Below are 14,317 nucleotides of genomic sequence, written 5' to 3'. Positions count from 1 at the left end.
GGCTTCCGATGCGCCGCCGCTGCGCACGCATCAGGGTCCGGTCTGCGCGCCTCTGGCCGGCGCGTTCTCGGCAGTGACCGGCAGCGCATCGCCGGTCCACACCACGTTGTTGTCCACCGCGTAGATGCGGCACGGCTGACTGCTGCCTTTCTGGCATTCGGCGAGCGCATGCTCGACCGGATCGTCGCCATCCTCCGCCCAGCTCCACGCGCCGCTGGGTGACAGCGCGAAGGCGCGCGGACTGAGCTTGCCGAGGAAGACACGATATTGCTCGCGCCCCTTGTCCTTCAGGTAGGGGATCGCATCCACGTTGTCGAGCGCGGCATAGTCCGTCTTCGGCATCGCCGGCTCGTCCGCCAGCGCATAGACTTCGCCGGTCGGCATGCCGAGCTCCTTCAGGAATCGTTCTGTTTCCGGCCACCAGATCTTCACGCCATCGCGGCTGCCCACCATGCCGTGCGCATCCTTCTTGAACGGGCCGTAGGCTACCAGCCGCGCCTGACCGCCGGCCTGCACATAGGCGTCGTGCAGACGATTTGCCAGTTCGGGGCCGAAGTGCTGGTCGTTCGCGCCGTAGAACCAGAGGCTCGGCAGCGCGGTTTTGGCACCGTAGGTGGCGAAGGCCTTCACCAGCGAGTTCTGCCAGCTGCAGTCGCCGCCATGCACCTTCAGACCGCCGGCGAAGTTGATCAGTCCCTTCACGCCCGGCGCGTTGCGCATGCCGAATGCGAGCGCGGTCAGGCCGCCATACGACTGGCCCGCGACCAGCATGCGGCCGGTGTCGGCCCAGCTCTGCTGGCGCAGGTATTCGACCGTGCTGTCGAGGTCATCGGCCTGCGCCTGGCCGTTGCTCGTCATGTCGCAACCGTAGTCGGAATAGTCGCCGCTTGATTTCGAAAAGCCCTTGCGCATCGGCACCACCACTGCATAACCGCGCTTGACGAACTCGCGACTGACGACGATGAAGCGGTCGCGCGCCTGCGCCCGCGGACTGCCGAGCGCCTTGCCGTGATTCATGATGACGACCGGGAAGGGGCCGTCGCCGGGCGGCTTGAAGATCGTTGTCTCGAGTTCGATGCCGCCCGCCCACGAGGCCACCGGAATCATCACGACCCGCTCATGCAGACGTGCATCGAGCGTAACCGCATGCGCCGCAAACGGATTGACGAAGAGGCCGGCACCGAGCGCCAGCGCGGCCAATGCAGTGCGCATGCGACCCGCCGCGCCGCGCCCGGCGGCATTGTTCTTGTGCGCGAATAACTTGTTCAACATGTTTTTCAAACACTTCCGAAATGCAAACGAATCAGGGCGCGATGCTTGTCGGCAACGCTTCTTTCATGTGCGCAATTTCCTGCAATGTCATGTCGCACTGTGCGGCGCGGTGTCGTTGCGGAAAAGGTTTCCCGCAGTCGATTGATTGAGCGCAACGTGATTCATTCTAGATAGAGAGTTCCGTGAGTCAATATTCGTTTTTGCAATAGGGAAGGGTTTATTTCAAGAATTTTGTTCGCGCGGCAAGCTTCTGCGCGCATTCCTTGCTGAAGCGGCAAAAGCACAGGCGCGGTAGAGGAAAGCGGCGCGGAATCCGTCATGCGGCGGCGACGATGCAGGCATGAAATGCGAGAAAGAAACGCAGGAAAGAAATGCGGGCAAGACGAAACGGCAAGGAACCGTCAATGCGGCGCACTGTCCACAGGAGAATTACGGAAAGGAGGTGAACCAGTACGGTTTGCTGCGGAATGCATTCCGGCCTCGGGCATGCCCGCAAGCGCGGTTCCGGGCCGGTGTACGCTTTTTGATGAAACGCGTTCTCTTTTGCGCAACCTTTTGCCGTGTCCTGCTGTCAATCGAAGACACGGCAGACACGTGTTTTCATGGAAGGATGAAACGATGAAAGTTGATGTTTACAAACGCCCCGATACCCAGGGTCAATTTTCTTATCTGGCCGTTCCGGAAGGAAGGCCGATTCCCAACGAGGCAACCAACATTGATTGGGAGACCGCCGATCAAAACATCGACCTCGATGAAAACAACGAGCCTGTGCATGGCTTCTCGATGGAAGACGCGATGCAGCAGATAGACGCCAAGGGTTATGCCATCTCCAGTTTGCATAGCCGCGTCACCATCGGTCCGATCGTCTGATCGTCCCCTGGCAGTTCCATTGCGGACCGGCCCGTGCCAGCGGCCGGTCCGCCCCCTCCTTGTCGCGCGATGCCGCCTGCAAATGCGGCATTCTTTCGGCCATCGCACTTTCCCGGCATCACAACGTACGCGGCGATCCGACCCGACGGGAATGATTCCATGCAAAACATACTCCAAGTCATTGAATATCGATTCCTGATGGCCCAGGGAGGACGTGATGCGATACCCGCTCCGGTTGTTGTGCACGAAGCGCAACGCAAGCGCATTGTTGTTTCTCTTCAGCCTGATGGCAGGTTGCGCCGCGTTGCCGGACGTCAGCTACTTGCGCAATGCGTCGCTTGCGCAACCGCAACAGCTGCGCATCATCACGACGCGCGGCGAACTGTCCGATGCAAGGAAGCAGTCACTGCTCCAGGACATGGCAGCGCAGGCCGGTGCCACCGACATTCTCGACCGGCACGTCGCCGCCGAGGAAGCGATCAGCGGTACGCCGCTGGTCGCGGGCAACAAGGTGACCCTGCTCGACGACGGGCCGCTCACGATACGGGCGATGCGCGATGCGATAGGCCGCGCACGCGATCACATCAATCTCGAAACCTACATCATCGAGGACGATGAAGTCGGCCGCGCCCTCTCTGATTTGCTGATCAAGAAGCGCGCCGCCGGGGTGCAGGTCAACCTGATCCACGATGGCGTGGGCACGCTCGGCACGCCGCGCGAATTCTTCGATCGCTTGCGCGCGGGCGGCATCGCGGTGCTCGAATTCAATCCCGTCGATCCATCGAAGGCAAAAGGCAAGTGGGACATCAATCAGCGCGACCATCGCAAGCTGCTGGTGGTCGACGGGCGCGTCGCCTTTACCGGCGGCGTCAACATCAGCGGCGTCTACGGCAAAAGCGCGCTGCTCTCGCGCCGGCCGCCGCCGACCGTGCCATCTGCGCCCCCGGACGCCGGCGACGCGGCATGGCGCGACACGCACATGCGGATCGAGGGGCCGGCGGTGGCGGAATTCCAGAAGATGTTTCTGGAAACCTGGCAGCGCAAGAGCGGCCACGCACTGTCCGGCGCGCAGTATTTTCCACCGCTGAAAGCCGAGGGCAAGGCGCTGGTGCGCGCGCTCGGCAGCGTCGCAGAAAAGGCCGACTACACGATCTACAAGACCTACGTGTCCGCCTTCGCCAACGCGGACAAGAGCGTGTATCTGACCACCGCCTACTTCGTTCCCGACCGCCAGATCGTCGATGCGATGAAGGATGCGGCCAGACGCGGCGTCGAGGTGAAGCTCATCTTTCCGAGCTTTACCGATCACGCGCTGATCCTGTATGCGAGCCGTTCGTATTACGACGAACTGCTGGAAGCCGGCATCCGGGTATACGAGCGCAATACCGCGTTGCTGCACGCGAAGACCGCGGTGATCGACGGCGTGTGGTCCACCATCGGCTCCACCAATCTGGACATGCGCAGCTTCCTGCACAACGACGAGTTGAATGCCGTGGTCCTCAGCGCGGATTTCGCGGAAAGGATGGAAGCCCTGTTCGAGCGCGACCTGCGGGAGTCGACCGAAATCACGGCGCTGCAATGGAAGCAGCGGGGATGGCTGGACCGGCTGCGCGAATGGGGCGCGCGTCTGTTTTCGTACTGGCTGTGAGCGTCGTTGCCGAGAAAATGAATGGAAATACGCGACGTTCGCTGCCATTCCGAAAAAGATCCCGAAAAACCTGTTATCTCCTTCGTTTGCAATTCAAATCATGAGGACGGGTAAAAGTGCTATACAATGCACTTGAAATGCGAATCATTATCGTTTACATTTCGAAACATGAACCTCGACCCCAAATCCGAACCTGTCATTTCCCGCACCGGCGAAGTCCCCGCCCCGGTCAAAACCGCGGATGGAACCCGCCGCTTCTCCAGCGCAGCCCTGCTGGGCGGCGCGCGGGAGGTGGAAATCGCGCACAACGGCATGGTCTATCGATTGCGGGAGACTTCACAGGGAAAACTCATCCTGACGAAATGAGTCGCTAAAACCATCAACAAACATTCGCCAGCTCGTTGCCAGCCAGTGTCCAACTTCACAAGGAAACACCGTGCTGCGCAAATCCACGCTCGCGCTGGCTGTCGGTATGGCATGGGCTTCGGCCCCGGCCATCGCCGCCGGCGAGCCAACCTCCTCCCCTGAATCCGCACCCGCCCGCCTGGGCGAAGTGACCGTCAGCGCGACCCGTACCGAACGGCGCGTCGACAATGTGCCCAATACCGTGACCGTCACGACGTCGGAAGACGCCGAACAGGAAGGTGCGCGCGATCTCAAGAGCCTGTTCAGCGACGAACTCGGCGTCGAGGTGCGCACCGCGCCGGCCCGCTTCACCGCTGCCGGTGCCGCCACCGGCCGCGCCGGCAGCGAGGGCATCAACATCCGCGGGCTGGAAGGCAACCAGGTTCTGATGCTGGTGGACGGCGTGCGCGTGCCGAACGGCTTTTCGTTTGCGTCGTTCGCGACCGGCCGCGCCGACTACCTCGACGTGGACGGCATCCGCACCGCCGAAATCCTGCGCGGCCCGGCCTCGACCCAGTTCGGCAGCGACGGTCTGGCAGGCGCGGTCAGTTTCCGCACGCTCGACCCCGCCGACCTGCTCAAGGCCGGCCGTTCCGTCGGCGGTTTCGTGCGCACCGGCTACGCCAGCGTGGACCGCTCGTGGAACAACACGGTGGGCGTGGCCGGCAGATCGGACGCATGGCAGGGCATGCTGCAGGCGACCTACCGCAAGGGCCACGAGGTCGACAACAAGGGAACGAACGATGCGCCGAACTCCAGCCGCACCGAGCCCAATCCGGCCGACTACAACAGCCGCTACGTGCTGGCGAAGGCGCTCTATACCCTGAACGCCACGAACCAGTTCGGCCTGACGCTGGAATCGCAGAACCGCAAGCAGGACACCGAGGTGTATTCCGCGCGCGCGGTGCCGCCGCTCACGTCGACCAGCGCGATCGATCTCGACACGCACGACCGCATCACGCGCGACCGCGTCTCGCTCGAACACCGCTACACGGACCTGAATGCGCCGTGGATGCAACGCGCGGAAACGCGCCTGTACTGGCAGGACGCCAAGGTCGAGCAGCTGTCGATCGAGGACCGCCTCACCGCCGCCGACCGCACGCGCGACAACACCTACAAGCAGGGCCTGGTCGGCCTGTCATCGCTGTTCGAAAGCAATCTCGTCGGCGCCACCAGCTCCATCAATCAACGCATCTCCTACGGCTTCGACTGGAACAAGTCGAAGGTGGAAGGCGTGCGCGACGGCACCGTGCCGCCGTTCGGCGAAACCTTCCCGACCAAGCCCTTCCCCGACACCGACTACACGCTGGCCGGCGCATTCGTGCAGGACGAGATCGAGGCGGGCGCGGTCAGCGTGATCCCCGGCCTGCGCTTCGACTACTACAAGCTGAAGCCGAGCACCGACGGCTTCACCGGCGGCGCGACCACCACCCTGACCGACAATGCCGTGACGCCGCGCCTAGGCGTGGTGTGGCGTGCCGCGCCGCAGTTCGCGCCGTATGCGCAATGGGCCAAGGGCTTTCGCGCACCGACACCGGATCAGGTCAACAACGGCTTCACCAACCTGGCGTCCGGCTACACCAGCATCGGCAATCCGAACCTGAAGGCCGAACGCGCCGACAGCATCGAGCTCGGCGTGCGCAGCAAGTTCAACGCGCTGCGCACCTCGGTGGCGATCTTCGACAACAGCTATGACGACTTCATCAGCCAGCAGGCGGTAGGCGGCGCGGGCACCCCGGCCAACCCGACGGTCTTCCAGTACGTCAACCTCGCCAATGCGCGCATCCGCGGCGCAGAGGCGCGCGCCGAGTGGCAGTTCAATTCGCGCTGGGTCGGCACCGCCGGCATCGCCTACGCCAAGGGCGACAGCGAGACCAACGGCGTGAAGACGCCGCTGGACACCATATCGCCGCTCAAGGCCGTGCTGGGCGTGCGCTACGACGCCGGCACCTGGGGCGCGCGCGTCAACCTGACGCACAGCGCCGCCAAGTCGGCAAGCAACGTCGGCACGGTGCCCGGACCCACCGGCGCGCCGACCGCGCAATTCACGTCGCCGTCCTGGACCACGGTCGACGTCGGCGTCACGTGGAAGCCGATGGCCAACCTGACGGTCGTCGCCAACCTGAACAACCTGTTCGACGAAACCTACTGGCGCTGGTCCGACGTACGCGGACTGGCTGCCAACAGCAACGTCGTGGACGCCTACACCGCACCCGGCCGCAACCTGCAAGCCTCGATCCGTTACGACTTCTAAGGAGCGATCCGCACATCACCTACAGCAGCGCAGATCGATGCATGCGGCCCCCATCCCGCCCCGCCCCTGCCGGGGAAGGTCGGGATGGGAGTTGAGTGCGTCAAGTACCTTCGAACCTTCAACCAGGAGCACACCATGTCCGACAACATTCAATCGATCCGTGCCTCATTCACCCAGATGCGCAAGGAAAAGGCCCGTCACCGCGACATCGCCGACAAGCTGGGAATCTCGGAAGGCGAGCTGATCGCCGCCCACGCCGGCGCGGACGGCAGCGAAACCACCCTGCGCGCCGCGCGCCTGACGTCTGCCTGGTCCGACATCATCGAGTCGCTCGAACCGCTCGGCGAGGTGATGGCCCTGACGCGCAATCCCTCCTGCGTGCACGAGAAAACCGGCGTGTATCGCAAGGCCAGCCACAACGGCCATGTCGGCCTCGTGCTGGGCGGCGAGATCGACCTGCGCGTGTTCTACCAGCAATGGGCGCACGGCTTTGCGGTCAGCGAAACCACGAATGACGGCACGCAGCGCAGCCTGCAGTTCTTCGACGTCGCCGGCACCGCGATCCACAAGATCTTCCTGCGTCCGCAGAGCGACCTCACTGCTTACGAGGTGCTGACGGCGCGCTTTCGCAGCGATGATCAGCAGGCCGGCATCACCGTCGGCACCGCGCCTGCCGCGGCAGCGGAAAAGCCGGACAGCGAAATCGACGTCGCCGCGTTCCGCGAAGGCTGGGCCTCGCTGCGCGACACGCATGAATTCTTCGGCCTGCTGCGCCGCTTCGCCCTCACGCGCACCCAGGCATTGCGGCTGGCCGCGCCCGAGTTCGTGCAGAAGATCGACGCCGGCAGCGCCACGCGCCTGCTCGACGCCGCCTCGCGCGAGGGGGTATCGATCATGGTCTTCGTCGGCAATCCCGGCATGATCCAGATCCACTCCGGTCCGGTGAAGAAGATCGCGACCATGGGTCCGTGGCTGAACGTGCTGGACCCGGGCTTCAACCTGCATCTGCGCGAAGACCACATCGCCGGCGCATGGGTGGTCAAGAAGCCGACCGTTGACGGCGTCGTCACCTCGCTGGAACTGTTCGATGCGCATGGCGAAACGATCGCCATGTTCTTCGGCGAGCGCAAGCCGGGCAAGCCGGAGCTGTGCGAATGGCGCGCCCTGATCGACCGCCTGCAGGAGGAGTCGGAATCATGCGCCGCCTGAGTTTCAATGCGCAGCGCCGCACGCGTCTGTGCCAGCTGTCGATGCTGGCGCTGGCCGGCTCGCTCGGCGGCTGGTCGAGCGGCATCGCCGCCGGCCGCAACGGGCAGAACCGCATCGTGTCGGTCGGCGGCGCGCTGACCGAGATCATCTATGCCTTGCAGGCCCAGGGCGACCTGGTCGGGGTCGATACGACCTCGATCTATCCCGAGTCCGCCTCGAAACTGCCCAACGTCGGTTATTCGCGCGCGCTGTCGGCCGAGGGCGTGCTCGCCCTTGCGCCGACCCAGGTGATCGCCACCGAGGATGCCGGCCCGCCAGCCGTGCTCCGGCAGATCACCGCCGCCGGCGTGCCGGTCACGGTGCTGCCCGCCAATCACCGTTTCGAAGGTCTGATCGAGCGCGTGCTGCGCGTCGGCGAACTGACCGGCCGCAAGGCGCAGGCCGAGCAGTACGCGGCGGACCTGCGGCAGGAATGGGCGCGCGTGCGCAAGCAGATCGACGCGCGGCGCGGCAAGCCGGTGAAGGTCCTGTTCGTGCTGGCGCATGCGCCCGGCCAGATCATGGTGGCCGGACAGGACACGAGCGCGGACGCGGTGCTGCGCTATGCCGGCGCGGTGAACGCCATCGGCGGCATCACCGGCTACAAGCCGCTGACGCCGGAGGCGGTGATCGGCGCCCAGCCTGACGTGGTGCTGCTGACGGACCAGGGATTGAAGGCGCAGGGTGGAACGGCCAGCGTGCTGGCGCTGCCCGGCATTGCGCAGACGCCTGCCGGACGCAACAAGCGCGTGATCGGACTCGATGCGATGTACCTGCTCGGCTTCGGGCCGCGCCTGCCTGCCGCCGTCACGGCACTCGATGCCGCATTGACCAGGGCGATGACGGCATGAACCCGATGTCCGCCTCCCTCGCGCGCCGGCACGGCATCCCCGGACTGCGCCCCGCGCCGCTGCTGCTGGCGCTGCTGCTCATTGCCGCTGTGGTGTCGGTGCTGTGCGGCGCGGTGCCGGTGTCGGCGCAGGACTGGCTGGCCGGGTTCCATTCCGGCGAGCTCTCGGGCGGCGGCTACGTATTGTGGAACATCCGCCTGCCGCGCGCGCTGTTCGCGATCCTGGTGGGCGCGGCGCTGGGCATATCGGGCGCGCTGACGCAGGGTCTGTTCCGCAACCCGCTGGCCGACCCCGGCCTGCTCGGCGTCTCCAGCGGCGCGACCTGCGCCGCGGCGCTCACCATCGTGGTGTTTTCCGGGATGGCCCTGCCCCTGCCGCCGGCGCTGCGCATGTGGCTGCTGCCGATCGCGGCGCTGGGCGGCGCATTCCTGGTCTGCATGGCGCTCGACCGCGTGGCGCGCTGGATCACGCCGGGTTCGATCGCGGGCCTGCTGCTGACCGGCGTCGCGCTCAATTCGCTCTCCATGGCGGTGGTCGGTCTGTGCACCTATCTGGCGAGCGACGAGCAATTGCGCAGCCTGTCGTTCTGGACGCTCGGCTCGCTGGCCGGCGCGGGCTGGCTGCAGGTGGCGGTGCTGGGCTCCATTCTCGCCGCCGCGCTGTGGCAGGTGCGGCGCATGCTGATGGCGATGAATGCGCTCGCGCTCGGCGAGGCGGCGGCGCAGCACGTCGGCATCAACGTCGGGCGCCTGCGCGGACAGGTGGTCCTGCTGGTCGCGCTCCTGACCGGCTTTGCGGTGGCGTGGAGCGGACTGATCGGATTCGTCGGCCTGATCGCGCCGCACATGGTGCGCACGTGGCTGGGCGCGGATCAGCGGCAGGTATTGCCGCTGGCCGGTCTGGTCGGCGGCCTGCTGCTGCTGGTCGCCGACACGGTGGCGCGCACCATCGCGATCCCGGCGGAGATCCCGGTCGGGATTTTCACCGCCCTGCTCGGCGCGCCCTTCTTCCTGTTTTTGCTGCGCAGTGCGCGCAGCCGTATCGGGTGATCCCATGTCCATGACACTCCACGATGCCGGCGATCTGCTGCAGCTCGAAGCCGCGACCGCAAGGCTGGGCGACAAATCCTTCGGCCCCTTCGACATCCGCGTCGCGCCCGGCGAACGGATCGCGATCCTGGGGCCGAGCGGCGCCGGCAAATCGACGCTGCTGAAGCTGATGACGCGCGAACTCGATTGCGCCCGGGGCCGCATGGTGCTCGACGGCAAGCCGCTGCAGCAGTGGCCGCTGGCGCAACTGAGCCGCCGCCGCGCCGTGCTGCCGCAGTCGAACAACGTGGCCTTCGGCCTGCTGTCCGAACTGGTGATCGGACTCGGGCGCGTGGCGCGCACGCATGACCGCCATGGCGCCGAGATCGTCGCGCAGGCGGCGCAGATGGCGCACGCCGGCCATCTGCTGGCGCGGCGCTTCGACACGCTGTCCGGCGGCGAGCAGGCGCGCGTGCAGCTGGCGCGCGTGTTCGCCCAGCTGTGGGATGCCGAAGGCGGGCTGGTGCTGGTGGACGAACCGCTGGCCGCGCTCGATCCCGGCCTGCAGTTCGAGCTGCTGGAGAGCATGGATGACTACGCGACGCAGCGCGGTCATGCCGTGATCGCGATCCTGCATGACATCAACCACGCCCTGCTCGGATTCGACCGACTGCTGCTGATCAAGGACGGCGCGCTGACCGGCGATCTGCGCGCCAACGCGCTCGCGCTGCCGGCACTCGAGGCGCTGTATGGCATATGCCTAAACAGCGCGACCAATGAACACGGCGAGCTGATCGTGACGCCCGGCCGCCGCACCCCGCGCGCGTCTGCCCGCAGCGCGTTGCATGCATGAAGGCGAAGGCGTCCGACTGGATAAGCGCAGCGATGCTGTGCTCCATGCTGCATGCGCCACTGCTGGCATGGCTGTCGAATCCATCCGAACCCGATCAGCAGCCGACCTCGCAGGTGATGCAGGTGATGCTCATCGTGCCGCCCGCGCCTGTGTCGTCGCGCACGAACGAACCGGCACAGGCTCCTGCCGCGCCGGAGGTCGCGCCGGCTCCTCCGGCTCCTGTCGCGCCGCCGCGCCGCGCCGCCGCCCGCAAGCCGCATGCACCAGCGACGGTGGCGACAGCGAAAGCGGCAACGAAACCAGCGGCGAAACCGATGCCGTCACCGGAAGCGCCTGCCGCCATCGCCGAACCGGCAACGGCCGCAGTCGCAGCCGCAGCCGCACCCGCGGCAACCGCACCGGCCGCTGCACCGTCGAACGAGCGGAGCGCTGCTGTGGCAGGCACGAGCGAAGCGGCCGCGCCGCGCGCCGAAGCGCCGCCCGCGCCGGTGCAAAGCGGTCGTCCCGATTACGCCTACAATCCGCCGCCGCAGTATCCGCCATTGCTGCGCGAGCAGGGCCGGACCGGCACCGTATGGATACGGGTGTGGGTCGAGGTCGATGGCCGTCCCGGCGAAATCAAGCTGGCAAAAAGCAGCGGCCTGCGCCTGTTCGACGAAGCGGCCATGAGCGCCGTGCGGCAATGGCGCTTCATCCCTGCGCGCCAGGGTGAACGGCAGCTGGCGGACTGGGTCGAATTCCCGGTGCGATTCACGCTGTCCTGATTCCCCTGCCCCGATTCCCTTCTTCCGAACGATTGAAAGCCTGATTCATGAAACATTTCCCACGCGGTCCGCTTTTTGCCTCGCTCCTCGCCTCGCTCGCGCTGACGAGCGCCTGCACCACATCCTCTCCCTTGTCGCCGGCGCTGTCCGAATCATCGAGCCCGGCGATCTTTTTGCTGGGCGAAGTGCACGACAACCCCGACGGCCATCGCCGCCGCCTTGAATTCATGCGGGCGAAAGTCGAAGCCGGCTGGCGTCCGGCGATCGCGATGGAACAGTTCGACCGCGAACGGCAGGCCGATCTCGATCGCGCCATGGCGCGCTGCACCGATGCGGCATGCGTCATCGCCGCCGCCGCGCCGGCCAATGCGCGCTGGGACTGGCCGCTCTACACGCCGGTGATCGAACTGGCGCTCCAATATCGCCTGCCGCTGGTCGCGGCCAACCTGTCGCGCGCCGACGCCGGCAAGGTGATGCGCGAGGGCTTTGCCGCTGCGCTGGACCGCGACACCATTTCCCGCTTCGCCCTCGATCGCCAGTTGCCCGCCGACATGTTCCAGAAACAGAAGCAAGCCGTGATGGATGGCCATTGCAACAAGCTGCCGGCCTCGATGGCCGACGGCCTGGTGCGTGCGCAGGCCGCGCGCGACGTCTGGATGGCGAAGGCGGTCGAGCAGCATGCCGCACGCGGCGTCATCCTGCTGGCCGGAAACGGTCACGTGCGGCGCGACGTCGGCGTGCCGCAATGGCTGCCGCCGCAACAGCGCGGCGGCGTGCGCAGCATCGGTTATGTGGAAGAGCTCAAGGCGGAACCGGCGGGCATGTACGACGACATGATCGCCATCACACCGCATGCCCGGCCCGATCCCTGCGCCAAGCTGTAATCCACTTCCGCCCGCGTTGCCGACCGGACATCTAGGAAAACACGGAACTGATCATCGCCAGCCGCATCTGATTTCAGTCCGGGACGAAGGTGCAGCGCGGCTTGCTGCCGACAAGCATCCATTCCCGTGTGTCTGGCGGCATCATGAAACAGAATCGACAGAATCGGAATGGCACCTTGACATTGAGCGTGTCGCTGCTGCTGGCGGCATGCAGCGGCGGGGGCGGCGGCGGAGACCCCGCGCCGGCTTCGTCCGGCACGACCGCTTCCGCACCGGCGGCACCGGTCGCACCAGCGGCGGCGGCTGCGGCCGCATCGGTGAAGCGCACGCTGGAAGTGCCGTCGGCGCTGGCCGAGGCGCCCTTCGACAGCGAGCGATCCTTGCTGGTGCCGCCCGGCTTCGGCATCCGGCTGTGGGCGCGCGTTGCCAATGCGCGCTTCATGGCGCTCGCGCCGAACGGCGATGTGCTGGTGTCGGTGCCCGATGAAGGCAAGGTCGTGCTGCTGCGCGAACGCGCAAACGACGTGCCGGAAAAATTCGATTTCGCCACCGACCTGCGCCGGCCGCATGACATGGCGCTGCGCCAGATCGGCGACACGACCTATCTCTACATTGCCGAGTCGAACCGTGTCACGCGTTCCGTCTACATCGCGGGCGACACCCGCAGCAGCGTGCGCGAAACGGTGGTCGACAATCTGCCCGATTCCTCCACGCCCGAACTGGGCGGCAATTACGGCCATGAGCTGAAGAACCTTGCGCTCGGCGCGGACAACAAGCTCTATGTCTCCATCGCCTCAAGCTGCAACGCCTGCCCCGAAGACACGACCAGCGATCCGGTGCGCGGCGCGATCTATCAATACAACGCGGACGGCACGGCCCCGCGCCTGTTCGCGCGCGGCCTGCGCAATGCGGAAGGCCTCGATTTCATTCCGGGCACCAACACGCTGTGGGTGACGGTCAACAGCCGCGATGACATCGCCTACCCTTTCGAGAGCGATTTCGACGGCGACGGCGAGAGCGACCTGGGCCGCGTGATGCCGAAGTATGTCGACGACAATCCGCCGGACAAGTTCACGCTGGTGCGCGACGGCGGCAACTACGGCTGGCCCTTCTGCAATCCCGCGCCGAACGCCGCGATGGCCAACCTCGACATGATCAGCGACGTGCAGTTCAACTACAACGGCATGCACATGAACTGCGCAACGGCGGACAGGCCGTCCAGGGGCATTCGCGCGCATGCCGCGCCGCTCGGCTTCAGTTTCCTGCAGAACAGCAGCGTGCCGGCGGCGTACCGCAACGGCGCTGCGGTCGCACAGCACGGCTGCTGGAACTGCACCAGCCTCGTCGCCGGCTACAAGGTGACGTATTTCCCGTTCGACAGCGCAGGCAGCGCCGGCGCGGAAATGGACCTGGTCAGCGGCTTCGTGACCGACCCGCAGGAGCGCCGCTTCTGGGGCCGCCCGGTGGACGTGATCGCCGACGCCAGGGGCCGCATCCTTATTTCCGACGATTTCGCCGGCGCGATCTATCAGCTGTATCCGCTGCCGCAGTAAGCCTTGCGCGCACTGCGGCCCGCAGGCTTCATGCGCCGGCGAATTCCCGGGCCAGAAAGTCCGGCACCCTGGCGGCGCTGATGCGGTTGATCTTCTCCAGCAACTCCGGCGCAATGCGCGCCACGCCGCAGGTCTTTTGCAAATGCGCGCCGACATGCAGCAACAGATGCGCGCTGACTTCCGCGTCCGCCTCGGCGCGGTGCGCCGAACCCTGGAAGCGGATGCCGAGAGCGGACGCCAGCATCGCGAGCTTGTAGCCGGGCAATCCCGGAAACAGCCGGCGCGCCAGCTTCAGCGAACAGATCGTGCGCGCGTGGCGCGGATACAGCCCCATGTGCAGACTCTCGGCCCACAGGAACTTCTCGTCGAAGCTGGCATTGTGGGCGGACAGCGCATCGGTGCCGATGAACTGCAGCAGTTCCGGCACCACGGCGGAAGCCGGCGGCGCGCGGTCGACCATGTCCTGCGTGATGCCGGTCAGCTGCGTGATGAAGGACGGAATCCTGACGCCGCAATTGACCAGCGACACGAAGCGCTCGACGATCCTGCCGTCCGCGATGCGCAGCGCCGCCACCTCGGTGATGCGGTCGCCGCTGGCAGGGCTTAGACCCGTGGTCTCGAAGTCGATCATGACGATCGGTTGTTCAAACATGTGCGAATTCCTGTTGATGCGATTGGTGCAGCAGG

The 14,317-nt window shown here is 65.9% G+C and carries 13 protein-coding genes; 11 read left to right on the top strand and 2 right to left on the bottom strand.

The genetic code is table 11. The features are described 5' to 3' along the window. Window positions 1-30: 30 nt before the first annotated feature. Window positions 31-1,272 (bottom strand): dienelactone hydrolase family protein, encoded by a 1,242-nt coding sequence (locus D3870_RS00620; RefSeq protein WP_242489807.1) that lies wholly within the window; start codon window positions 1,270-1,272, stop codon window positions 31-33. A 618-nt stretch (window positions 1,273-1,890) separates the two neighbouring features. Here D3870_RS00620 and D3870_RS00615 point away from each other — a divergent pair. From D3870_RS00615 to D3870_RS00565, 11 genes are all read left to right on the top strand, one after another. Beyond that, window positions 1,891-2,142 carry a DUF6139 family protein gene (locus tag D3870_RS00615; protein WP_119741479.1) on the top strand — a complete coding sequence of 84 codons (252 nt, stop codon included), beginning with the start codon at window positions 1,891-1,893 and terminating at the stop codon, window positions 2,140-2,142. A 217-nt stretch (window positions 2,143-2,359) separates the two neighbouring features. Further along, a complete protein-coding gene (locus tag D3870_RS00610; RefSeq protein ID WP_119735800.1) occupies window positions 2,360-3,790 on the top strand; it encodes a phospholipase D-like domain-containing protein in 1,431 nt (476 codons plus the stop codon). A 168-nt stretch (window positions 3,791-3,958) separates the two neighbouring features. Then, entirely contained in the window at window positions 3,959-4,156 is a 198-nt protein-coding gene (hemP, locus tag D3870_RS00605; protein ID WP_119735798.1) for a hemin uptake protein HemP, read from the top strand. A gap of 70 nt (window positions 4,157-4,226) precedes the next feature. Next, window positions 4,227-6,449: a TonB-dependent hemoglobin/transferrin/lactoferrin family receptor gene (locus tag D3870_RS00600; RefSeq protein ID WP_119735797.1), complete on the top strand. Its 2,223-nt coding sequence runs from the start codon at window positions 4,227-4,229 to the stop codon at window positions 6,447-6,449. 135 nt (window positions 6,450-6,584) lie between these two features. Then, window positions 6,585-7,658: a hemin-degrading factor gene (locus D3870_RS00595; protein WP_119735795.1), complete on the top strand. Its 1,074-nt coding sequence runs from the start codon at window positions 6,585-6,587 to the stop codon at window positions 7,656-7,658. Beyond that, on the top strand, window positions 7,646-8,548 hold the full coding sequence (locus D3870_RS00590) for a heme/hemin ABC transporter substrate-binding protein (RefSeq protein WP_119735793.1): 903 nt from the start codon (window positions 7,646-7,648) through the stop codon (window positions 8,546-8,548). Before D3870_RS00595 ends, D3870_RS00590 begins: the two co-directional genes overlap by 13 nt. Further along, complete coding sequence (locus D3870_RS00585; protein ID WP_242489806.1) at window positions 8,545-9,597, top strand: FecCD family ABC transporter permease; 1,053 nt, start codon at window positions 8,545-8,547, stop codon at window positions 9,595-9,597. The genes D3870_RS00590 and D3870_RS00585 overlap by 4 nt, the downstream gene beginning before the upstream one ends. A gap of 4 nt (window positions 9,598-9,601) precedes the next feature. Then, window positions 9,602-10,429 carry an ATP-binding cassette domain-containing protein gene (locus D3870_RS00580; RefSeq protein ID WP_119741475.1) on the top strand — a complete coding sequence of 276 codons (828 nt, stop codon included), beginning with the start codon at window positions 9,602-9,604 and terminating at the stop codon, window positions 10,427-10,429. Continuing rightward, entirely contained in the window at window positions 10,426-11,193 is a 768-nt protein-coding gene (locus D3870_RS00575; protein ID WP_119735791.1) for an energy transducer TonB, read from the top strand. Before D3870_RS00580 ends, D3870_RS00575 begins: the two co-directional genes overlap by 4 nt. Window positions 11,194-11,240: 47 nt before the next feature. Then, window positions 11,241-12,077: a ChaN family lipoprotein gene (locus D3870_RS00570; protein ID WP_119735789.1), complete on the top strand. Its 837-nt coding sequence runs from the start codon at window positions 11,241-11,243 to the stop codon at window positions 12,075-12,077. A 143-nt stretch (window positions 12,078-12,220) separates the two neighbouring features. After that, on the top strand, window positions 12,221-13,630 hold the full coding sequence (locus D3870_RS00565; RefSeq protein WP_119741473.1) for a PQQ-dependent sugar dehydrogenase: 1,410 nt from the start codon (window positions 12,221-12,223) through the stop codon (window positions 13,628-13,630). Window positions 13,631-13,658: 28 nt separating this feature from the next. On the opposite strand, the gene D3870_RS00560 is transcribed toward D3870_RS00565, so the two are convergent. Further along, a complete protein-coding gene (locus D3870_RS00560) occupies window positions 13,659-14,282 on the bottom strand; it encodes a 3'-5' exonuclease (protein ID WP_119735787.1) in 624 nt (207 codons plus the stop codon). Window positions 14,283-14,317 lie beyond the last annotated feature (35 nt).

It is taken from the genome of Noviherbaspirillum cavernae, assembly GCF_003590875.1.
Classification (GTDB): Bacteria; Pseudomonadota; Gammaproteobacteria; order Burkholderiales; family Burkholderiaceae_D; genus Noviherbaspirillum; species Noviherbaspirillum cavernae.
Note: the sequence above shows the minus strand (reverse complement) of the source record. Positions and strands in the feature narration are given on the sequence as shown.